Genomic DNA, 24120 nt, shown 5'->3' on the forward strand with positions numbered 1-24120 from the left:
TACACAATAAAGTTCTTAAAGCAGCTTTCTTGACAGCCATAGGCACTTGTGCCGGTCGGAAATTATGCAGAAAAAACCTTGCTGTACAAGATTAATTTGTACTTACATTCAAACAATGACTTATCCACAGATCTTCATAAGCATAATTTCCTAGCTAGAGTATCAGTAAATCTTTAAAAAAACTTTTAATGCCATGGAGATAACGGTGGTAATTACCCTTCAACAAAGCATGCACTAATGGCATTATGCGTTTCATCCTGCCGGCCTGCTTAATATGCTCTCTTAATCGAGCAAACTTAATGCGCTGTTCACATTCTCCTTTAAATATATTTAACCTGGCGCGATACTCCAAAAGTAAACTTTGACTTTTCTCAATTTTATCTAAGCGCATCAGCATTACTTCCCAACGATACAAATCCCTGGCGTAAGCTGTAGTTCCTTCAGTTGCTAAGCCTCTCAAGTTTGTTAACCATCCACCGTCTAAAAAAGGATCATTTCCAGAATTATGTCCATGTCGACGATAATACATCAAAGGTTTATCTATTGAACGGTTATCCATAACTGCGTGAGCAATAAAAGCAATCCAATGATCATGCCCCCATCCTTCCGTTTCTGAAATCGGTAAAATGAAATCTTTCAAACACGACCGAAATGCCATAGTACAGCCATTAATTCCGACACCACGCATGAGCTGATGTGGTAATCTCTTTCCGGAAAGATGCATTTTTTTTCTGCGACCAAACAAGGTGCAGCCGGTAGCTTCCAACGCAGCATTTGTTATAATAGCATCGCTATATACCAAACCAATATTGTCACTTTCCCCAAAAGCAATCAAAACAGATGCAATTTTTTCTTTAAACCAAACATCATCTTGATCGCTTAAAAAAATAATATCACCGGTTGTAAGTTTAATGGCTTTTTCAAAATTCTTCACGCAGCCCAGTTTCTTTTCATTTTGAATGATACGTACTGTCGATGATCGACCGGCTGCCACACGGCGCAATATGGCAATTGTGTCATCCGTTGATGCGTCATCGCATATAATTACCTCATCCGGAGGTCTTGACTGATTAAGTATGCTTTCCAACTGCAGCCCAATAAAATTGCCACCGTTAAAAGTACATAGAGCCACGGAAATTTTGTAGTTCTGACCGATTAAATTTTCCCCTTGCAAAACCATCGCTCCTCGCAGACCGACATGCATTGAAAACCACTGGATTCCTCTTTATCAAATCACCGGGTCAGCAACTCTTTTAGCGGGCGGGTGGTTCCCAATTCAAGATCATATATATCTAAATCAGCGATCACATCTAATCTGTCCTTTCCTGATAAATAAGTTAAATCACCATATTTATCTCTTGATGTTCTGATCTTACTTTCCACATAACCTTGTTTAGCGGTAACTGCATTAAATGGGTGTGACAGGTCTTTTCTGATGAAAAATGCATTGCATCCCGAACTATTTGAACCAATAAAATTATATCCCTTGCTATCAGCCAGCTTACAAAGAGCCGGTAAAGAGCAACCTAAATACATACCGGAATAATGTGCGTGCGCAGCAATAAAATGAGGGTCATAAGGAACAGTAATGGCATAGTCAGATCCCAAAACACTATTATACTCACATATCACAATTCTTGGGCTTATTACATCAATAATACTCCAAACCCAGTAATCATTGCCATCTATATCAATACTAAGCAGGCCGATATCTCCACTTATTCCTGCCAGAGCAATAACATCATTAATGTTTTCCCTGGTTATAAATTCACAAATTGCAGTTAAGCTGTACTGCCAGTAAATAGGATCTTTTTTTATATACTCAATGTGTTTGGGGTTGCCGTCAATAACAAGACCCTTCCAGTTATCATTAATAAGAAGAAATCTGGTATTTGATTCTGTATAGTTCTCAACACCAAATTCAATAAAAATTTCGTTTTCTATTGGTATCTTACTTAAAATATATTGTATAATTCCATCTTCGCCCCACTGCGAAAACACTTTAAACTCAACATCTTTCAAGGATTTTATATTGCTTACTTCCCTAATTTTTTGAATATGCAACTTAGCTAATAACATTGAATTAATTTCCGTTTGTTTAATTAGTGTATTTAGCTTACCGGGAAAATCACCAAGCAAAAGTGCACGAAAACAATCTAAAAACTTCTCCAATATTTTCATAACTAAAACCTTGCCCCCAATTTATAACACCATATTTCATTTTTGCTCTTTAAATTCCCAGAAATAATCAAAAATAGTTACATGGCATTATTGCATAAGCATATATTTCCCATGTCAACACAAACACGATTTTCCAGAGCATAAAAACCTGCCGCTTCAGCAGGTTCTCATTAATTAAAAATTCAATTTAGAGCCTCAGCCAGTGTTTCTACCACATAATCAATCTGTTCATCGGTTAAATTACTGGCAAAGGGCAGAGCCAAAGTGGAGGAAGCCACCTTCTCGGTTACAGGAAAATTACCCTTTTGGCAGCCGAACATCTTTGTATAAAAGGGCTGCAGGTGGATAGGCTGAAAATATGTTTGACAGCCTACTCCTCTTGCCCTCAGGTATTGCAATACCCGGTCGCGATCAGGCACCCGTATCACATATACAAACCAGCTCATCTTAATTTCCGGGCCCACGTAAGGCAGTTCCACTTGGGCAAACTCTTTAAGCCTGGTGCTATATTTTTCGGCTGCCGCCTGCCGCTTGTTTAATATTTCATCAATCCGCTGCATCTGGACCACACCCAGAGACGCACTCAATTCATCCATCCGGTAATTATAGCCTAACCGGCAATGCTCCAGCCATCCGTTGCCCTCTTCACGGCCTTGATTACGCATACTCCGGCACAAATCGGCTAACTCACTTCTGTCAGTAACCACCATGCCGCCCTCACCGGTAGTTATTTGTTTATTGGGATAAAAGGCAAATACCCCGATATCCCCCAAACTGCCGGCCATTTTATTATGATACCGGCTCCCCAAGGCCTCACAAGCGTCTTCAATAACATAAAGCTTATATTTTTTAGCTAAGTCCAATATTTCCCTCATATCAGCCGGATAACCGAAAACATGGACAGGAAGAATCGCCTTGGTTTTAGGGGTTATTTTCTCTTCAATTTTACTAACATCTATATTTAATGTTAAGGGGTCAATATCTACAAACACCGGTTTGGCCCGCTCAAATAACATGCAATTAGCGGAAGCAACAAAACTAAAGGGAGTAGTTAACACCTCATCCCCTTCACCAATACCCAGCGACCTGATGACTAAATGCAAGCCGCTGGTACCGCTATTCACTGCGACAGCATATTTTACCCCTACATAACCAGCCACCAATCTCTCAAACGCTTCTAACTGCGGGCCAATACTCAGCACAGAGCCGGACAATACCTGCATCACTGCCTGCCTTTCCAGCGGGCCAATATCCGGAGCGGAAAGCGGCACATTCATTTTCAATCTTGAACTCCCCCTTATTTACCAGTCGTAATAATATAATATGGCTTAATAAATAAGAAGGTTACGAGCATGAATCTTCTTTGCAAATTAATTCATTAGTCAATATTACTTATTAGCTCTTGAGTTTCTTTAATATTTTTACATAAACAGATCTTAGCTCAAAAAAAATATATTCTTTGTTACCCAAACACTCTTTAATCAGCTTCGGCTTTTCTTTCATGAAATCTTCATCTTCCTTATCAGAACTTAAACCAAATCCTTCATATTCAGCAATAACTTCATTAACATATATCTTATCAATTTCCCTACAACCAAAACATCTTAAATTTAAAGCATAATCAGCTTTAGTTCTAAACTTTAAATCATACTTGCCGACAAGATCAAATATATTTCTTTCATAAAATATAGCCTGATGGCAAATATTTCTCTTGCTTAATTTATGTTTTTTGAATTGCCCATCATAAATCCTGTTATGATCTAATCTATACACGTTCCCATAGACAAAGCTTAAACCATCTTGAGGCATAATCGGCTTAATTTTTTCCAATATACCCTCTTTCAGTTGATCTCCTGCTCCCAAAAAATATAAATAATTACCTGAGGCGATATCGATTCCTTTATTCATTGCATCATAAACACCTTTATCTTTTCCAACAATTAGTTTTATTTCATCACTATATTTCTCAATCTCTTCCGAGGTACCATCATCTGAGAGACCATCTACAATAATGTACTCAAATAAACTTTTATTTTGGCTTAATACTGATTCAATGGTTTTTTTAATCTTTGCCGCACAATTATATGTCGGAGTAATAATAGAAAATATTTTTCTTTCCAGACTGATACCTCCCATATCCTCTAACACGAGTTGCAGTTACCGGCTTTCCGCAAGGTCATTCTTTTACTGACACCATCTGACTTGCATCACTCAATATTTATAGCAGCTGCGAATAGATTTCATAAGTGTCCTGCGCGCATTGTTCCCAACTAAACCTTTTTTCCTGACTGTAACCTTTTAAAATAAGGTTATTCTTTAGCTCCTCATCATAAAGCACCTTTTCCAGCATATGGGATATTTCTTCTACATTGCCCGGATTAAATAGAATTCCCGCATCTCCTACAACTTCAGGAAAAGAACTTACATTACCGGCAATAACAGGACAACCAAAGTGCATAGCTTCAAGAACAGGAATACCAAATCCCTCATATAGAGACGGATAAATAAAACAAGACGCATTTTTATATAAATTGCTTAAAACCGTGTCATCGCCAAAAATTTGTTCAATTTTTCCACTAATCCTTAATTCCTCAAACATACCCCTCTCATCCTGGCTAATCTTTTCCCCGCTAAAGGCTACTACTCGAAAATCAGATAGTATTTTACTATTACAGGCATAAGCTTTAATAAAATTAGAAAAATTCTTATATCCTCGCCGGTTACCAACATATAAAATATATGGTTCCTTAATTACAGCCTCACAAGCTGAAGGTTCATACTTCAGGGAATTGGCCAAATGAACAACATGTATTTTCTTTTGATCAACACCTAAAATATTTACTAAATCCCTCTTTGTAGATTCGGATATAGCAATTACCATATCAGCATTTTCCACTGTATGTTTTTTAGCCATAGATGTAAAATCATTTTTTAAAAAAAATTGCGGATAAAGTTCGTGAATCATATCATAAACAGTTACCACTTGTCTTCTTTTAAACTTTCTTTTTTCAATACAGTAATAGGTTGGATGGTAAATATCATATTTACTTTTTCGCAGCATATACCAACCGTTAAAAAGAGTTTCATTGGCCAACCTAAGCACCGGCCATACACGTCCTGTTTTAGGCAATTCAGGAAATTTCATACCTACAACTTTTAGATATTTATTAGATATATTTTTAAGACCATAGTTATTTTTATAAAAACCCGAGCAAACATCAGCCTTGATCCGACAACACTCAGTGTTTCTTTTAATTATTTCATAAAAATATCTTGAGATTCCCCCGTATTTTTGAAGTGACCAAATTCTATGATCGTATAATACGCGAACCATAATCACACCTTAAACCTTCTGCTTTTAAATCCTCCTGAACCATTTCTTCGATAATCTCTGTCAGCAGCTTCGTTGTTTTCCAACCCAATCTACTTCTAATTTTTTGGCTGTCACCACATAAAGGTACTTCTTCACCCGATCTATAAAACCTCTGATCAGTCACTACATAGTCCTTATAATTCAAATTCAACATTTTAAAGGTAATATCAACAAAATCTTTTACTGAATTGGTTCTGCCGGTCGCAACAATATAATCATCAGGAGTATCTTGCTGCAGCATCATCCACATTGCTCGAACATAATCAGGAGCATAGCCCCAATCACGTCTGGCCTCCAAATTCCCCAAAATAAGCTTTATTTTAAAACCCATTTTTATTTTTGCGGCAGTTGACGTAATTTTCCTTGTAACAAACTCAAATCCTCGCCGGGGAGATTCATGATTATACAAAATTCCGGTACAAATAAAGATTCCATATCTTTTCCGGTATATATTAACTAAATGATAACCTGCCAGTTTAGAAATACCATACATCGAACGAGGATAAAAAGGTGTAAACTCGTTTTGCGGGGATGTACCCGCATAACCAAACATCTCACTGGATCCGGCAAAATAAACACGGCATGATGGGACTATTTCGCAAATTGCTTCCAGCAAATGATGTGTTCCATTGAAATTAGTCGTTAGAATGGAGGATTCATCCAAACCATAACTAACAAAACTCCTTGCCGCTAAATGATAGCACTCATCCGGTTGAACTTCCTTAACCACCTTGTAAAGCGACAACTGGTTTTCCAGGGACGCACCGTGTAAAAAAATTTTATCCTGTATATGAGCAATATTACTTAGCCTATATCCGGTATCCTCGAAAGATATGTGCCGTATAATACCATGAACCTCATAACCTTTTTCCAACAATAATTCAGCAAGATATGAACCGTCCTGACCACTTATTCCTGTAATTAACGCTTTTTTCATTCATATTTATCCTCCACACAAAAAGATTGAAACCTAGTAAACATCATTTTTAACTAATGCATAAAAAACAGGATTAAGTATACGAGGGTTAATATTCTTGTTGATTAATCGAGTAAATCTTATATACCTCCAAAACAATGATCTTAATATTTTTTTAACCTTTTCCCTCCAGTCACCACAGACAAACTCTTCAAAACCATCAAAATTTATGTTCTTAAACCCGGCTGTTATTAACACTTGCTGCAAACTATGCTCAATAAATCCGACTTCATGAGTGAAATCATTATACCTATGAAGCTGGCCATCCGGTGCCTGAAGATTTGGAACTTGAATAATTAAAGTTCCGTTATTTTTCAATGATGCTTTAATTGCTTTTAAAAACTCTATTGTATGTTCTTTTTTTATATGCTCAAGGACATCAAGCAAAGTAATTAAATCAAACTCATTCTTGTTTTCATTAAGCCATGCTGTTGAATCATCAACTAATATACAATTCAAGTCCAGCGATTTGCAAAACCTAATTGTGCTCGGAGAAATATCTACACCGATATAATTTTCATAGCCCCAGTTTCTCATGCATGAAAGCATTTCACCTCTTCCGACACCTATATCCAGAAGTTTAGCACCCTTATTGGAAGGGAAAAAACGCTTGTAATTTTTTTCAAATTGAATAAATTTTAATGAAGCTTGTTCGTAGCTGCAAAAAATATTTTCAACATATGAGTCAAATATATCTTTCATCAAATTCTCCTTTCACATTCCAGTATTCTTTAGAAGTATTTGATGGTCAGACATAGTTCTGGAAGACATCGATCTGTTAACATAGGAAAAGATATATTTATTAAACTTATTTAAAATATTGAACTTCCAATCGGAGATTTTCTCTTCTGTAAAACAGTGCATTGAGCATCCGTTGCTCCAAAGATTTAAATTATAATTTTCAGCAATCCAATGCAAAGTTTTAATGTTATAAAAAGAAATATGCTGCCCCGTATTAAATGCGTAATACCACCAGGCAGCTGGATCCGGAACGCGGTCACCATACAACTGAGTTGTAAATAAAACAGTTTTTTTCTCTAAATATGAAAATATGTCTTCCATTGTTTTGATTGGGTCATCAAGATGTTCAAATACCTCAAAGGCCGTTGCCCCTGCATATATTTTAGATTTAACAGCTTCATTTCTACGGGCAAACAGATTTTTTGCATATTTATCAAACCAATAATAATCAAACCCCACATCCCGCATCAATCTGGTGTAAATTCCATGTCCTCCCCCATAATCAATAAACTTACCTTCCCTTTCGAAAAGAAAATAAATAATCACAGAAGCAATTTTGCACAAGTTTATATTACGCAGCATAATACCCGTATCCGCCGCATCAATTGCAGAAGCGTAAGCCTCATCAAGCCAGTAGGGTTGCTCAGTTTGCAATAATTCACAGGTATCGCATAGGAAATAATTTACTTTATATTTCTCCAATACAAAATGTGAAAACACGAATTCTAATCGATTGCCGCATAATCTACATTTTTCTTTTTCCATTTCCGGAACCTCTCTCATAATTCTTAACAAACCACTCATAAGTTTTCTTTATTCCATCGTCCAAAGCGGTTTTCGCTTGCCAACCCAATGAACGCAGTTTAGAACTATCCAGAAATTTGCGCGGAGTTCCGTCCGGCATATCAGTGTTAAATTTCAACTCACCCTCAAATCCAATAATATTCTTTACTATTTCGGCTAGCTGTTTTATCGTCAGTTCTTTTCCTGTTCCGATATTGATAAAGGGGCAGGTATCATTATAATCATAGTTATTCATTAAAAAAACGCAGGCATCGGCCAGGTCATCCGCATACATAAATTCTCTCTTTGGCTGACCGGTTCCCCAAATTTCTACTTCGCGCTTATTTTCTGTTTTGGCATCATGAAATTTTTTGATAAGTGCCGGCAAAACGTGGGAACTTTCTGGATTAAAGTTATCACTGGGACCATAAAGATTGGTAGGCATCACTGAAATGAAGTTAGTACCATACTGTCTGTTATATGCATAGCACATTTTAATTCCTACGATTTTTGCTATGGCATAAGGCTCGTTAGTGGGCTCCAACTCTCCGGTCAGCAAGTATTCTTCCTTTATGGGCTGGGGAGCAAATTTAGGATAAATGCAGGAACTACCCAGAAAAAGAAGCTTTTTTACCCCATACCGGTATGAGGCATGTATAACGTTTGTTTGAATAGTTAGGTTGTCATAGATAAACTCCGCCGGATAAGCATTATTGGCATATATTCCCCCCACCTTAGCAGCCGCTAAGAACACATATTCCGGCCTTTCCACACTAAAAAACTCCTCCACTGCTTGTTGGTTTCTTAGATCCAACTCTCCGCCGGTTCTATATAATAGATTATTGCAGCCTAATTCTTCAAGCCTTCTCCGGAGTGCCGAACCGACAAGTCCTCTGTGACCGGCAATATATATCTTGCCGTTTAACCCATTATTCATGATAGTTATTCACCTTAAATCCTTCTCTCTGGCAAAGCAGATCTTTTTTTGCTCCGGCCAAATCTACTTCCACCATCATCTTGACTAATTCCCTAAAAGAAACTTTAGGTTTCCAGCCTAATCTTTCCCTTGCTTTTGCAGCATCCCCTAAAAGCACATCTACCTCTGTTGGCCTAAAATATTTAGGGTCTATTTCCACCAAGATCCTTCCCGTAGCCCTGTCAATGCCTTTCTCTTCAAGTCTTTCACCCTGCCACTTTATTTCAATTCCAACTTCAGAGAAGGCCAGCTTTACAAACTCCCGTACCGAATAGGTCTCACCGGTGGCAATTACATAGTCATCGGGGTTTTCCTGCTGTAAAATAAGCCACATAGCCTCAACATAGTCAGCGGCGTGACCCCAGTCTCTTTTAGCGTCCAGATTTCCCAAGTAAATTTTTTCTTGAAGCCCGAGTTTAATTCTGGTAACAGCCCTGGTAATCTTTCTGGTAACAAAGGTTTCTCCCCTCAATGGTGACTCATGATTAAAAAGAATTCCATTGCAACCAAAAATGTTATAGGCCTCACGATAGTTTACAGTAATCCAGTAAGAGTACAGTTTAGCCACTGCATACGGGCTGCGGGGATAAAACTGTGTTTTTTCAGTCTGGGGAATTTCCTGTACTTTACCGTAAAGTTCACTGGTCGAGGCTTGGTAAAACTTGGTTTTCGCAGTTAATCCCATTATTCTAATGGCTTCCAGTAATCTCAGTGTACCCAGGGCATCCGCATTGGCGGTATATTCCGGGGTTTCAAAAGAAACCTTAACGTGACTTTGGGCCGCCAAATTGTAAATTTCATGGGGTTGGATTTCCCAGATAATTCTGATTAGATTTGTAGAGTCGGTCAGGTCACCATAGTGCAGATAAAAGTTTACATTTTCTTCATGAAGATCTTGATATAGATGGTCTATCCTGTCTGTGTTAAACAGTGATGATCTTCTTTTTAAGCCATGTACCTGATAACCCTTATTTAATAAGAATTCGGCTAAATATGCTCCATCCTGACCGGTAACCCCGGTAACAAGTGCAACCTTTTTCATTTTACTTTCTCCTCGTTAGGTAGTTGGATTTTACAGGAAAGTCACCTTAAACAACTTTCGAGCCAGCCATAGGCACTTGTGCTCGCCGGAAAATATGCAGTACTAACCTTGCTTATGCAACATAAATTCACACTTAAATTAAACAATGAGTTATCCACGGATCTATCAAGAGCATAATTTCCTTGAGTACGAGATAAATTAACTCTATTTATTTTAATCAGCATGCTGCCAGAGTGTTACAGTAAAATAAAAACCGGTCTAAAAGAAATACTTTTGACCGGCTTATCTTCTTTCCTAACTAAACAATTCATCCAAAATTCTTCTTTTTTCTTTTGAATAGAAAATATAATAAAATTTTATTGGCTCTAACACCGCTCCAAATGATAAAGATACAATATTACCCAAAATCACTCCGGAAACGCCTATTTGCTTTGCCAAATAAATAGATATTGGGATATTAATAACTGCGGCAAAAACAGAGAAAATTAATGATGATCTTATTTTTCCTATTCCATTAAATATATAGGCAAAAATACTATTCCAAACAAACATAACAGTATATATACCTATTAATAATATAAGCAAAAAAGGAACTTGTATTTTATTACCCATCCATATAGTTATAATTTGCTTGCTAAATAACACTGTTAAAGCAACACCAATTATAAGCGGGATCATTAGGCACATATGTTTTTTTAAAATTTTAATAATCCACCTGTTGTCTCCCTTTGAGTAGGCGTCTGTATACGCTGACCAAAAAGGACTTAATATGATACTTGCAGCCATTGAAAAAATACTAAATAATTTAAAAGCTATTTGATATGGAGTTACATATGCCGGTCCTAAAACTTGAGTTATAACAATATTATCCGTGGTAAAAATAATTAATGCGGCAATCTGAATAATAAAAAACTTTATCCCTAAACTTAACAGATCCGGCGCGTAATTAAACTTAACGGATTTAAACCGTGGTCTGATGTCCCTGTATTTAGTGAAAAATAAATATATGCTGGCTATAGCTAAAACTGCTGTTGATATTCCGGAATAAACCCCGGCTAAAATAATTATTCCGGACATATTACACTTATATAGAATAAACAAAATAATCAAAAAAGCCGTATTGGATATTACTCCAAACAAAGAAGGCAATACAGCATCCTGAAATGCAAAAGAAATTGATTTTATTAATGAAAGGAAGAAACTTAAAAGGTAAAAAAATACGGTCAAATTCATCAGTTTTCTCAAATGATAACTATCAATTACATATGAATTAAAAACTTTATTCCAGTTAATGTATGGAGTAATTGCAAAATAAATTAATAACAAGGTTATAACAAAAATACCTATTATAACATAAGAAGTGCTTACATAATCTCTTCCCTTATCTGTGTCCTTTAAGGCAATGGCCTCAGCAAGCCTATTTCTGAGACTCTGTCCCAACCCTATATCAAAAAAATTAATCCATGAAAGTAAGGACAAAATAGTAAGCCACATACCATATATATCTTCTTGTCTTAAATAGTCATACGTTACTCTTATCAGACAAAAACTCACCAATATGCTTATAAATTTCAAAAGAGCAGAGTAAATAATATTCTTTACTACTTTTGCTGATAGACTATCTCCTGAATAAAAAAGATTTTTAATTGTGATAAATAAACCACTCATAGTTTATCTTTATTCCTTTAGCATCGTCCAAAGTCATCATCAAACCTGACTATATCATCTTCCTCCAGATACTGGCCCAGTTGAACTTCTATAACTTCCAATAAGACTTTACCGGGGTTTTCCAATCTGTGTTTTAGTCCGGCCTTGACAAAGGTGCTTTCGCCACTTCTCACAAGATACTCATTACCTTCCACGGCGACCTTAGCTGTTCCTTTTACTACTATCCAATGCTCGCTGCGATGATAGTGTAATTGAAAGCTTAGCTTTTTCCCCGGCAGGACTGTAATACGCTTTATTTTATAATAAAGTCCTTCCTCTAGAATAGTATAGGAGCCCCACGGTCTATATGCGGTTAGATGATAATCCGCTCTGGAATCATTAATTTCTTTTAATTTGTTTACTACGTCCTTAACCTTTTGCGAATGTTCTTTTTTGCATATTAGTAAAGCATCTTTTTCATCAACAATAATTAAATCATTAACGCCTATTAATGCTACCGCTTTATCTTCATCGGTGTAAAGCAGGTTACTGCTGGATTCAATTAAGATATCTCTGCCAAACGTAATATTACCTTTTTCATCACCGGTAAATTCATCATAAAAAGTATCAAAACTACCGAGATCACTCCATTTAACTTCCAAGGGAATAACGGCTATTCGCTGGGATTTTTCCATAATACCATAATCAATGGATATATTTGAAACCATCTCATAAGTTTTGTTAATGTCATTTACTTCAAAAGCTTCATATACTTCCTGGTTATATTGTCTGACCTCTGCTTCAAAAATGTCTGTTCTGAACATAAACATCCCGCTATTCCATAAGTAGCCCTTTTCCAGGTAGTTTACCGCGGTTTTATGATCCGGCTTTTCCTTGAATTCATCAACCTGATAACCTATTGACAGCGGATCTTTGGGTTTGATATAGCCATAGCCGGTATGAGGTTTGCTTGGACGGACACCATAGGTGATAATATATTCATTGGTTAGTTGTTGACCTTTTTGAACAGTATGAACAAATTTATGTTCATCTTCAATTAAATGATCAGACGGAAAGACCGCTACTATATCTTCAGCAAACTTTTGAATCTCTTTTACGCCGTAATATATGGCGGGTAAAGTATTTTTGCCTGACGGCTCAATTAAAATATTATTTTCGTTAAATCTATACCCCAGTTCTTCAATCTGTCCCAAAACTAAATATTTATAATTATTATTTGTTACGATATATATTTCGGCTAGACCAGTTAATTTCAAGCATCTTTCTAAAGACATTTGAAAAATAGATTTATCCATATTATTCAACTTCAAAAACTGTTTGGGAAAATAAGTTCTGCTAAGAGGCCATAGTCTGGTACCACTGCCGCCAGCCAGAATAATAGCTTTCATTATTCACTCACCTTAATTAATCAACAAAAATTTTCTGCTTTCTTCCAATGCACTGATGGATTAATCTCTTAAGATTATCTCCCTACACCTTGATATGTAAAACCATTCTTTTCAAAGTCATCCTTATTAAACATATTTCTCCCGTCAATGAATATTTTCTGACGCATTAATCCACCAACTTTCTCCCAATCAACAGAAGAGAACTCCAACCAGTCTGTAATTAAGACCAGAGCATCGCAATCCCTGCTTAATTCCAATACGCCATTGCAGCACTCCACATCTAACTCGGGAAATTGCCGCTGAAATCTAATCAAAGCAACCGGATCGTAAGCCTTAACCCTAGCTCCCAATTCAATTAATTTTTCAATTATATTTATAGAAGGTGCATCCCTTAAGTCATCAGTATTGGGCTTAAAAGCTAAACCTAATAACCCGACAGTACAACCCCGAATGACTTTTAAAATCATCTGTAATTTTTCCATAACCACAAATCTCTGGCAGTAATTCACTTTAATAGCCGCTTGAAGCAGATCCATTGAATAACTATATTGAGATGCCATATACATAATAGCTTTTGTATCCTTACCGAAACAACTGCCGCCCCAACCTAAGCCGGCTTCCAAATAGCGAGTACCTATACGCTTATCAAATCCAATCCCCCTGGCAACATCTTTAATGTCCGCCCCCACCTTTTCAGACAACCCGGCAAACTCGTTGATAAAGGAAACTTTCATAGCCAGAAACGCATTGGCAGCATATTTTATTAATTCGGCACTGGTAGGATTAGTAGTAATAAAAGCCGGTACTTCGTAAGCCATCGGGCGGGAAATGCCGGGTGGTGGAGTAAAAGTTTGCTCTAGAATAGGAGCATAAAGCTGTCTTAGAACATTGATGGAATGTGTATCATTAGCTCCCACCACTATTCGATCAGGATAGAGAGTATCGATAATGGCAGCCCCTTCTCTCAGAAACTCGGGATTGGAAGCTACAAAAAAATTATATTTTAAGCCGCGCCTTTCCAACCTTGTTTTAACAATGGTCTCCACCCGACGCGCCGAACCAATCAATACGGTGGACTTATTTACAATTACAGGCTGGCAGTCTTTATTTAGAATATCTCCGATCTCCTCAGCAACTTTTTCAACGGCAGATAAATCAGCGTCACCATTAATCTTAGAAGGGGTGCCAACAGCGATAATAACAACATCCACATCATCAAAGGCATCTATTAAACACGTGCTGAAAGCTAAATTTCTTTTGACATCTCTCAATAATTTTTGCAAACCAGGCTCATAAATTGTTGCCTCTCCTGCATTAAGACTATCAATAATTTTATGATTCCGATCCACACAGGTTATCTTATGTCCCAGGTAAGCCAGGCAAACACTGGTAGTCAACCCCACATAGCCGGCACCTATGATCACAACCTTTAATTGAGCTTGATTATTCGCAATTACAAATATCCCTCTAATACCTCCTTTCTCCATCTGCTTTGTGATAATATATGTTATTACAATAAATGTTGTGATAAAAAGCAGAGGCATATTCTTGACTTATATCAATATAATTAAATATCAACATAAAAGGGGACGAATAGATGTTATTCAATTCTTATGTCTTTCTAATCGTCTTTCTACCAATCACTATGCTTATCTTTTGTATTTTTACCAGACAAAAGAATCAACATATCATTATTGGGTGGTTGGTAATCACGTCCTTGTTCTTTTATGCTTGGTGGAACCCCATTTATTTGACATTAATACTGTCATCAATTCTATTTAACTATGCTCTCGGTTTCTGTCTTACCCATACAGGCAGCGTTTGCAGAAAAAAATTAATCATGGTATTCGGAATCTCAGTCAATTTAGGTGTATTAGGCTACTTCAAGTATACAAATTTTTTCATTGACCTATTAAATAATGTTGCCTATACAACTTATACACTTCCAAGAATTATTTTGCCACTGGCAATCTCATTCTTCACATTCACTCAGATTGCTTACTTAGTTGATACTTATCGGGGTGGTACCCCAAAACACAGCTTCTTGGATTACTGTCTTTTTGTCACCTTTTTTCCTCACCTCATAGCCGGTCCTATTGTACGCCATTGGGAGATATTTCCCCAAATTACCGATAAAAAATTCCGCTTTTTCCACGAGGATTTTAGTGTTGGCCTAACCATTTTTTTGATCGGGTTGTTTAAGAAAGTGTTATTTGCTGACACTATCGCTATCTATGCCACACCGGTGTTTAGCGCCGCAGCAAATTGCACACAGGTAACCTTTTTCGAAGCATGGGGTGGAATACTGGCCTACACACTGCAGATATACTTTGACTTTTCGGGATACTCGGACATGGCTATTGGTCTTGCCAGAATGTTTGGCATCAAGTTTCCCGTTAACTTTAATTCACCTTATAAAGCAACAAGCATCATCGATTTTTGGAGACGCTGGCACATCACTCTATCCCGTTTCCTACGCGACTATCTGTACATTCCGCTGGGCGGCAGCCTAAAGGGCAGCACCCGCAGGTACATAAATCTCATGATTACCATGATATTAGGCGGACTATGGCACGGGGCAAACTTGACATTTGTGTTCTGGGGAACCTTGCATGGCTTTTACCTGATTGTTAATCATGCTTGGCGGGCTTTCCTAAAAGCTATTGGGTTTAAAAGCACTGCAAATAATTGGTTGGGCATAAGCTTTAATAAAATACTAACATTTCTTGCGGTGGCTGTAGGATGGGTCTTCTTTAGATCGGAAAGTCCCAGTGCTGCCATAGCAATACTTTACGGCATGATGGGAAAAAATGGAATATCGTTTCCGCCGGTATTGCAAGGTCATTTAGGTTCGTTTGAATCCTTTTTTAGTTCCTTGGGAGTTACTTTTAATGGGTTCGGCGCCTTTGAGGGAAGAGGATTTTTTTTGATCTTTATTCTACTCGGAATTGTTTGGTTTACCCCAAACACACAAGAATGGATGGCACATATGAATCCGGCCCTTGAACCCGTTAAAAATCCGGCGCGTCTCCAATGGAAACCAACATTCACCGTTGGAATTGTACTCGGAATATTACTTTTCTTTGTTGTGCAAAGCTACTTTACACTAACTCCAAGTGAATTCTTATATTTTAATTTTTGAGAGTGAGGAATATGAAATACTACAAATATTATATGTTTATTTTTATGGGGTTCCTTCTTGCAGTTTTAATATGGGTAGGACTCGTTCGGTTCCAAACAGGCGCTCCAACAGAGTCAACACGTTGGATTCATGAAGTAAGAAAAATTAAAAACACAATCGCTCATTCAAAACACTCACCTAAGATAATCGTCTTATCAGGATCCAATTCACTGTTTGGAATTAAATCTCAGATGATTGAACAGGAATTAGGCATATCTGCTGTCAATATGGCAATTCATGCCGGTTTGCAGTTGGACTACATCCTAAAACAAGCACATAGTATCGCAAAGAAAGGAGATATCATCCTGCTGCCCTTAGAGTATGAACTTTACAATTATACCGGAGCTCCCGATGAAATCCTTGTAGATTATGTCTTCGCCCGTGATCCTCAATATCTTCGTGATCTAACTATTTTTGAGCATACGCGCTTTATATTTTCTATTCCCCCGAAACGTCTTATTACCGGCGTTATAAGCAAAATGCATACGCCGTCACCTATTAATCGCACATACCAATCTAAAACCATTAATGCCAATGGAGATGAAACAAATAACCGGGAATCCGACAGGACTCCCACACAAGAAGAAAATATAGGTAGAACCCCCCTTAAATCCATTACTGAGGGGATCCCCGCAGATACATTGGCCTGGGAAAAATTAAAGGTGTTTAATAAATGGTGCAATAGTCAGGGTATAACCTTGCTCGCTACTTTTCCCTGCACAGTTTACTATCCTGAATACGACAAATTACCAAAAGAAAATGCCTTTAAGCACATTACACAGTTTTACCACGACATTAATGTTCCTGTACTTGGCTCACCCCAGGACTTCATGTACGACAGATCGTCATTTTACGACACGAATTACCACCTAACTGACCGTGCTATGGTGCACAGAACCGGACAAATTATTCTTCTTCTCAGACCATATGTAGAAAGGTAATAAAAAAACCTGAAAAACACTTATAGCTAAGTGTTTTTCAGGTTTTTTTATTTAGAAGACATGCACCACTATAGAAAATATACCAACCGTAAAGGAAAGATGAAAAAGTATTTTTTATACATGAAACAGAACAGCATATTAGATTATTATGGTAGTCCCGTCAAACTTGGTGAAGGAGAATCCGCTAAAATCCTCATTATAGGTATCCCTGTAATCCTCCAGGATCCTGATAGCCACTGCCTCACCCAGCTTTATGCCCTCGCTTGCGTCGCTACGCCAGTGTATGCCTGCAAAATTCCGGCCTATGGCAATATTTGCAGCCAGTTTGTTCAATTCCCCACCTACCGCCAAAGGTGGTCCTGAGTAAGGAAGCAGCGAGAGACCATCAGCACTGGCTAAAACCGGATTGGGTATGACAAAAGATTCATTAAAGAACGCCTTAAGCATGGTAACTCCCGCCCCAGTATAAACGGCGTGACCAGAGGGGTAGGACGGATGGGTCGGGCAGCCTTCTACAAAGGCCTGAGGCAGCAGGTATGTGCCGTATTTGTTGAAGATCTCGGAAACCGCCTGCGAATTAAACAATTGCGAGTTGATCGGGTAGTCAGAGGCACCCGTCAAGAGGTTTTGAACACGTCCTCCATACTCCTCGGGACGGAGCTGACGATGGACCAGGAATTTCTGGAACCAGGCTGCTTCCAGCGCTACCCGCGCCGCCCGGGCCACAAAATCCAGAATATGTGGGATGCCGAAGGTGGTAAAACCAAGCTGAGTTGCTGAACGCAGATAGGGATTGGTTTGAGCCAGGGCGTCCTTCCCATAGCCAAGCAGTATCAAACAAGCAGTGAGAACACCCTGGCAGGAGAAATCCCGGTGCACCCATTCGCCCAAATCACGTCCGCTGCGGATATAGCGAAGCACGGGGTCGAATTGATTCTGGGCTGCCGGAGCAAATCCGTTCTGGATGTTCAACCATTCCTCATACATGGTCAGGTGGTCGTCACCGACTATTGTGGTACGCTGTCGCTGGGCAAACTTGGCGGCCCCAAAGGGAATGTCTTGCCACAAAAACTGAGAAATATATGGTCCCACCAGGTCACCTGGCATATTCCCGCGGAACAGGGTTCCCGTAGTGACCTCACCATTGAGTTTTGGCCCAGGAAAATCCGCAAATCCCGACAGATCAGATGCAGCCGCGATAGTCAACGGATTGGTATTATAGTCCATGAAATACACATCCCGGGTTAAGGCCTGCCAGTAAAGCTCTGCCATTTCGCTGGCAATTTGGGCACTGCTGAAGGCTGGTGGTGCAATCAAACTCAAATGATGAGAATCTGGTCCCGCCAGCTCAAAGGCATAAGCAGCCTGGGGGTTGGTGAGCTTGGTAACACCTCCCAAAGGTATGCTTTCAAAATCCTCCGGGTTACCAGTGGTTAATGCCTCAATCATGGCTTGATAAGCATTGAGGTTAACCTCGCCCAGCTGATTATGTGGTAACGCCTTAGAATAGTTACCAATCTTATTGGGATACAAAAATTCATCACCATTGCATGGATGGCCCGGGAGAGGAAGATTCCTTTGAAATAGCGTTGCGTCCTGACGAACTTGAAATGCCTCCTGACGGCGCTTTCGCGCACCAGCTGGTCCAATATCACACGACTCCCCCAGGTTCAAGTTCAATTCATTAGGCGACGAACCTTGACCGCTCATTTGGGGCTCACTCCTTTATCCATAATTTAACTTAATTTACTGCATTTATATTATGATAAAAGACCTGAGTCTGTGATTTTTAAAAATAATAATTTAGAAATTACTTTACCGCTTAATGGCTATACCATCTAAATCAACCCTGAAACCAGCCGACAGCTTATTTTTTGTTCCAGAAACCTCAACTTTCAGTTCGTGTACTCCTTCCGGCAAAATAACTTTAAATATCGGTATTCTGTATTGATGCTTCCCACTATATAAATCCACTTGCTGCAGTTCTCCATCCAGATATAACTTGGCCTGCCCGCGATCAGGACCTTTAACACCAATCCAGGCAACTTCACTACTGTTAAATTTCAACGTAAAATAATCTCCCTGAGCGGAAGAATAGTGCAATGTGTTCAAGTAAGCAAAATCATCAACCACAGTTGACCATTCGCCGGAATATCTAATTAATGGATTTTGGTCATCCATAGGAACAATAGTATAAGACGTTCCCGACCAATCACCCCAATTATCCAGGATATCCCTGGCTTTAGCACGGAAATAATAGGTATGATCAGACATTCCGCTGAACACGCCGCCGATGTCCGGGGTTTCCATAAGCCAGTTTTGCCAATTGCCGCTTAAGCCATCTCTCACCTGAACACAATATTTTACGACTTTATGCACAGAACTGACCACACCCCAGTCCAAGCAAAAATCCAAAGTCCCTGAAATATCACTGGAATAACCGGGTGTCTTCGGTGCAACCGCGATAGGCAAAACAATGCTGCCCTCCGCTGCTTCGTATGGGCCGATATCAACGCCACGTCCCTGCGGACGAATATTACCGTCAATATCCTTATCAGGAGCAAAAGCCCCAGTTCCTCGATCTATAGCAGGGCTGTTCCGTGCCAATCGGTAATCACGGTACTGCAAGTTAACAAACAAAGGATCTATTGACCGGCTGTTTTTTCCCTGGCCGGTTTCTTCATACCATACTTTCGAATTTATTTCGTCCCTGGTATAAATTCGGTTATTAATCACAATCTCAGCATCATCCCTGCTCCAGTAAATATTATAATCTTCATTCTCTAATATAACAAACCCACCCAGGAATATCCCGCAGTAGTTAAAGGCAAAAATGTTGTTTACCGAAAACATTTTTGCCGGTGCAGGCAGTATCTGATCATTCACTCGAATGCAGTATTCACCCTTTAAACCATTGTTTACAAATAGATTGTTAACTATTGTCAGGGAGTCTTTACCACGATAAACCAAACCGGCATTTCCGTTGCTATTAATTATCGAGTTTACTATCTTTGCATTATTGCTGCTTAAATTGATGCCTATCTTAGCATTTTCTTCACAGACACACGCAGATATAGTAAGCTGGTCAATCCCACAGTTAAAACCGGAACCGGCATTGTGATCTGCCGTACACTTTTCCAGCAGAACCCCGTTACCGCTTTCCAGGATAAACCCGTCAGCAACTTCTGTTCCTTCATTATATGAAGAACGGGTATTTTTTATTATAGTGTCGTTTATCGGGCCTGGCGATATAGCCATACCCGGGCCTTTGTTATTGTGGAAGGAACAGTTTTCAATCACTAATTTTTCTCCGGATATGATTTGCAAAGCGGTTCCACAATCGGATATATCCAAGCCCTTAAGTTTTACATGGGTATTCTGACCCCATAGACCAATACCAAATATATAGTTACTTATCTTTAAACCCTCAATTGTTAAATATGATGCACCGAATTCGATATTAATGGCGTATTTCCATACCAGGCCCATACCATCCAGCACAACTTCTTCCCCGGTTTTTGCCATAATTGTAACCGGCTTCTCCTGTGTTCCGGAATTTCTTATAGTAATATATTCTATGTAAGTCCCTCCGAATAAGATAAGCTGGTCTCCCGGTTTCAACTGGTCTACAGCGTACTGAATACTGCGCCAGGGACTTTCCGGGTTTCCAAGGTTATGATCATCTCCCCATGGGGCTACATAAAAGATAGTATTTATCTGCTTTCGTCGTGATTTTTTTGATGAATAATATACAAGAGCTAAAAACCACAAAAATACTAAAACTATACCGGCAATAATTAATATATCACGCATAGCAATCACCTCCCATATCCACCGTATATTCTTTTAACCAAATATATTCTTGGACAACTCTTAAAATATTTTTCATACTCTGGGAAATTATGCTTTTAACTGATCTGTGGATAAGCTAAGGTTAGTGTCGCATAATTTCCAATGAGCACGATGCCTCTGGTTGCTCGAAAGTCGCTTAAAGCTACTTTCTTGATTAAAACAAAACATATTAGAAATATACTAAGACCGGGAGGAAATATGATCATAAATTTTCTCTTTTATTTTACTTATACACTATAAAAATCAGGATTTTCTTTAAGCCACTCGACAGTTAAAAACAGACCTTGCCTCATACTAAACATGGGTTTAAAATCCAGAAATTGTTTTATTTTTCTATTATCAATTAACAGCTTGCGGTCCTCCACCGGAGCATCTTTTAACATTCTAATCTCACTTTTGCTGCCCGTAATATCCCTAACCATTTGAGCCAATTCATACATAGAAATGCTCCAGTCAGCAGACAGATTCAAAATTTCTCCTTCCACTGCCGGGACTGATAGCACCTTAGCCACTGCGTCAGTAAAATCTCCCACATAGGTATAGGTGCGACTTTGTGTTCCGTCTCCATATACAGAAATCAATTCATTTTTTAAGGACTGCCGTAAAAATCTAATTGGTACACTGATCCTGGTGTTGCGCGGCCCATAAATATCTGCAACACGTAAAATCACCGCTCTTAGCCCGTGGCTTTTCGTGAGAACCCGGCAAAAATTTTCTCCGGACAGTTTTAGGGCACCATGCAAGAGCACCGGCTCTAAAGGATGTCTTTCATCTATCGGTGTGTACAGTTGGTTCCCGTATACCGCGATAGAAGAAATATACACCAATAAAGCATTGTTATTTAAAGCCCCCTTTAGAACATTAAAAAATCCGGTTAAAACATCTGAAACCAGACCGCTATTTAAATCCCGCTCCCTAATGGTCATGGGAAAGGCAGTGTGAATGACTGCGTCTACCCCGCAACAGGCCTCATTAACCATTGATTCATCAGAAATACTGCCTCGCACCAGTTGCATATTCTTCTGAATATTTTTCAGGTTGCTCTCCCTACCGGAGGCAAAACTATCAAGTATTCTTACCTGGTAACCTTCTGTCAACAGCTTTTCACAAAGATGGGAACCAAGGAACCCTGCTCCTCCGGTAACCAGTATTTTTTTAATCAATCAGTTACCTCCTCATTCTTTCATAAAGGGATCTTTTTCTCTGCGATCCGTCTTGGCTACCGTTCCCTTTCGCCTGAACACAGATATAAAGGTCATTAACAAGATCTTTAGATCCAGCCCCAAAGAATAATTTTTTATATACCATAAATCCATTTCTATACGCTCAGGCCAGTACAAGGCAACTCGCCCATTGACTTGGGCCCATCCCGTTATCCCAGGTCTTACACTAAGCCTTTCTATCTGACGCAAATCATATTTAGCAAAGTGGTGCAGGGGTGCCGGACGGGGTCCGATTAAGCTCATTTCACCTTTAAGAACATTAAATAGCTGAGGCAGTTCATCCAAACTGGTTTTTCTTAATAATTTTCCCACCGGGGTAATCCGGGAATCATTTTCTTCAACAAACATTCCTGATCCTATGTTGACTGCGTTTTTCACCATGCTTCGAAATTTAAACATCCAAAACACTTGTCCGTGAAGGCCCAGACGCTTCTGCTTAAAAACGATTTCCCCCGGTGAGGTAAATTTAATTAACAAAGCCATTCCTAAAAAGATCGGGCTAAATATAATTATCAATAATATCGCCAAAATTAAGTCAACAATACGCTTGATAGCCTGATTACGAGCACCAATTGACATATTTTACCTCCGGTAAGGTGGAAAATAATTTTCTCCGTGCATCCTCTTTTCAAAGATCATTAACTGCTCCAACCTTTTCACAGCCTCCTCGTTATGGACTTTTTTCCCCACATAAAAGTCTTTTACTCCGTTACGGGAAAAAGAGCGTTTGTATCGAAAGATGCCATCTTCATCAGCATAACCGCCCCCCAAAAGAAAATATTTAATACCTTTGGACCGGGCCCACTCAATTATCTCGTGCTTAAGGATATTATTGGGACGACAACTAAAGTATTCCAACAACGTTCCGCCTAAAAAGGAATGAATGTATCGTTCATTAAATACCAGTAACTCTGTGGAAATGATTTTTCCATCCTTAATCGTATGAGCATATATAAAACATCCTTTTAAATCACAGTGTAGCTGCTCATAAAACTCCTGCGGAAAATAATAAGAACCACTGGCTTTATTCCGATCCATGGTGTGATGATAAATAGCCAGAAATTCTTGAAAATGAAAAGGCTCTTCCTCTATTAATACCTTTAGACCCTCTTTGTAGGCCTTTTTAATATTTTTCCGATTGCTATAATCATAGTTAGCCCAAAGTTCCTCCGGAGAACAGGTTAAATCAACATACACATTAGAGGAAACCTGGGTTAGAGTCAATTGCTCTTCCCAAAGCCGGTGATTTTCCAAAAGAGGATGAAATCTGATAAACTCGCTGATAATATTTTTCTCATAGCAATACCGGGAAAAACATTGATAAAAATTCTCTCTAAATTTTATACCTGCTTCCTGGGAGGTTATCGGCCCGCCAAAACCATAGGGCGTGGTAATATCGTACAGCTCTTCTGAGAGTTTGTCTTTAAAACCAGGTATTTGATTAATTGATCTTATAATGTAAGGATAGACCAAATAGTCATTACCTTCCTGGTAAACAAACATTTCCGGCCAACCGTCGTCAGCCCATAGACGGCAATACTCCAACCTATAGTGCAAATCCAGGCCATCAATTCTTTTTATCGCTTCAAGCCACCGGTTAGTTTGAGATGGGGAAATTACTTCAAACAAATCATATTTCACCTCTTTTTATTGTCAAGCGGGTAGTGTATTATACGTAAGAGGTAGAAATATTGTGCAATATTAGTATTTTCCCCGTAATAACAATATAAGCACTGGAAGGAAGATTTGCGGTAAACTTATTAGATTTATCCACAAATCTAACATAAACACGGTT

20 protein-coding genes are annotated in these 24120 nt (G+C 38.7%); 2 read left to right on the top strand and 18 right to left on the bottom strand.

Annotated elements, in window-relative coordinates:
• Positions 1-154: 154 nt before the first annotated feature.
• The 13 genes from DTOX_RS13750 to DTOX_RS13810 form a co-directional block, all read right to left on the bottom strand.
• Positions 155-1174, bottom strand: a complete 1020-nt coding sequence (locus tag DTOX_RS13750; RefSeq protein WP_157862962.1) for a glycosyltransferase family 2 protein — start codon at positions 1172-1174, stop codon at positions 155-157.
• Positions 1175-1233: 59 nt separating this feature from the next.
• Entirely contained in the window at positions 1234-2181 is a 948-nt protein-coding gene (locus DTOX_RS13755; RefSeq protein WP_015758293.1) for a hypothetical protein, read from the bottom strand.
• A 182-nt stretch (positions 2182-2363) separates the two neighbouring features.
• A complete protein-coding gene (locus DTOX_RS13760; protein WP_042317265.1) occupies positions 2364-3458 on the bottom strand; it encodes a DegT/DnrJ/EryC1/StrS family aminotransferase in 1095 nt (364 codons plus the stop codon).
• A 118-nt stretch (positions 3459-3576) separates the two neighbouring features.
• The gene (locus DTOX_RS13765) at positions 3577-4329 is read right to left on the bottom strand and encodes a glycosyltransferase family 2 protein (RefSeq protein WP_052292951.1); all 753 of its coding nucleotides are present in this window, start codon (positions 4327-4329) and stop codon (positions 3577-3579) included.
• A gap of 70 nt (positions 4330-4399) precedes the next feature.
• Positions 4400-5515, bottom strand: coding sequence for a glycosyltransferase family 4 protein (locus DTOX_RS13770; RefSeq protein WP_042315868.1), 1116 nt, complete (start codon positions 5513-5515; stop codon positions 4400-4402).
• Positions 5490-6491 (bottom strand): GDP-mannose 4,6-dehydratase, encoded by a 1002-nt coding sequence (locus tag DTOX_RS13775; protein ID WP_015758297.1) that lies wholly within the window; start codon positions 6489-6491, stop codon positions 5490-5492. The genes DTOX_RS13770 and DTOX_RS13775 overlap by 26 nt, the downstream gene beginning before the upstream one ends.
• A 33-nt stretch (positions 6492-6524) precedes the next feature.
• Positions 6525-7232, bottom strand: coding sequence for a class I SAM-dependent methyltransferase (locus DTOX_RS13780; RefSeq protein ID WP_015758298.1), 708 nt, complete (start codon positions 7230-7232; stop codon positions 6525-6527).
• A gap of 12 nt (positions 7233-7244) precedes the next feature.
• Positions 7245-8036 (bottom strand): class I SAM-dependent methyltransferase, encoded by a 792-nt coding sequence (locus tag DTOX_RS13785; protein WP_015758299.1) that lies wholly within the window; start codon positions 8034-8036, stop codon positions 7245-7247.
• Positions 8017-8991 carry a GDP-L-fucose synthase family protein gene (locus DTOX_RS13790; RefSeq protein WP_015758300.1) on the bottom strand — a complete coding sequence of 325 codons (975 nt, stop codon included), beginning with the start codon at positions 8989-8991 and terminating at the stop codon, positions 8017-8019. Before DTOX_RS13790 ends, DTOX_RS13785 begins: the two co-directional genes overlap by 20 nt.
• Positions 8984-10072, bottom strand: coding sequence for a GDP-mannose 4,6-dehydratase (gmd, locus tag DTOX_RS13795; protein ID WP_015758301.1), 1089 nt, complete (start codon positions 10070-10072; stop codon positions 8984-8986). Before gmd ends, DTOX_RS13790 begins: the two co-directional genes overlap by 8 nt.
• Before the next feature lie 294 nt (positions 10073-10366).
• Complete coding sequence (locus DTOX_RS13800; RefSeq protein WP_015758302.1) at positions 10367-11740, bottom strand: lipopolysaccharide biosynthesis protein; 1374 nt, start codon at positions 11738-11740, stop codon at positions 10367-10369.
• 17 nt (positions 11741-11757) lie between these two features.
• Positions 11758-13128 (bottom strand): mannose-1-phosphate guanylyltransferase/mannose-6-phosphate isomerase, encoded by a 1371-nt coding sequence (locus DTOX_RS13805; protein ID WP_015758303.1) that lies wholly within the window; start codon positions 13126-13128, stop codon positions 11758-11760.
• A gap of 74 nt (positions 13129-13202) precedes the next feature.
• A complete protein-coding gene (locus tag DTOX_RS13810) occupies positions 13203-14672 on the bottom strand; it encodes a UDP-glucose dehydrogenase family protein (RefSeq protein WP_015758304.1) in 1470 nt (489 codons plus the stop codon).
• Between the two features lie 53 nt (positions 14673-14725).
• On the opposite strand from DTOX_RS13810, the gene DTOX_RS13815 reads away from it, so the two are divergent.
• Positions 14726-16270 (top strand): MBOAT family O-acyltransferase, encoded by a 1545-nt coding sequence (locus DTOX_RS13815; protein WP_015758305.1) that lies wholly within the window; start codon positions 14726-14728, stop codon positions 16268-16270.
• Between the two features lie 11 nt (positions 16271-16281).
• On the top strand, positions 16282-17250 hold the full coding sequence (locus DTOX_RS13820) for a hypothetical protein (RefSeq protein ID WP_015758306.1): 969 nt from the start codon (positions 16282-16284) through the stop codon (positions 17248-17250).
• Between the two features lie 138 nt (positions 17251-17388).
• Here the strand turns inward: DTOX_RS13820 and DTOX_RS13825 are convergent, their stop codons facing one another.
• The 5 genes from DTOX_RS13825 to DTOX_RS13845 all read right to left on the bottom strand — a co-directional run bounded on the left by DTOX_RS13825 (position 17389) and on the right by DTOX_RS13845 (position 23954).
• Positions 17389-18960 carry a vanadium-dependent haloperoxidase gene (locus tag DTOX_RS13825; RefSeq protein WP_015758307.1) on the bottom strand — a complete coding sequence of 524 codons (1572 nt, stop codon included), beginning with the start codon at positions 18958-18960 and terminating at the stop codon, positions 17389-17391.
• 105 nt (positions 18961-19065) lie between these two features.
• Positions 19066-21063: a right-handed parallel beta-helix repeat-containing protein gene (locus tag DTOX_RS13830; protein ID WP_015758308.1), complete on the bottom strand. Its 1998-nt coding sequence runs from the start codon at positions 21061-21063 to the stop codon at positions 19066-19068.
• A gap of 266 nt (positions 21064-21329) precedes the next feature.
• A complete protein-coding gene (locus DTOX_RS13835) occupies positions 21330-22265 on the bottom strand; it encodes an NAD-dependent epimerase/dehydratase family protein (protein ID WP_015758309.1) in 936 nt (311 codons plus the stop codon).
• A gap of 12 nt (positions 22266-22277) precedes the next feature.
• The gene (locus DTOX_RS13840) at positions 22278-22904 is read right to left on the bottom strand and encodes a sugar transferase (protein ID WP_015758310.1); all 627 of its coding nucleotides are present in this window, start codon (positions 22902-22904) and stop codon (positions 22278-22280) included.
• 3 nt (positions 22905-22907) lie between these two features.
• Positions 22908-23954 (bottom strand): GNAT family N-acetyltransferase, encoded by a 1047-nt coding sequence (locus DTOX_RS13845; RefSeq protein WP_015758311.1) that lies wholly within the window; start codon positions 23952-23954, stop codon positions 22908-22910.
• Between the last annotated feature and the right edge of the window lie 166 nt (positions 23955-24120).

This window comes from Desulfofarcimen acetoxidans DSM 771 (assembly GCF_000024205.1).
GTDB classification, from domain to species: Bacteria; Bacillota; Desulfotomaculia; order Desulfotomaculales; family Desulfofarciminaceae; genus Desulfofarcimen; species Desulfofarcimen acetoxidans.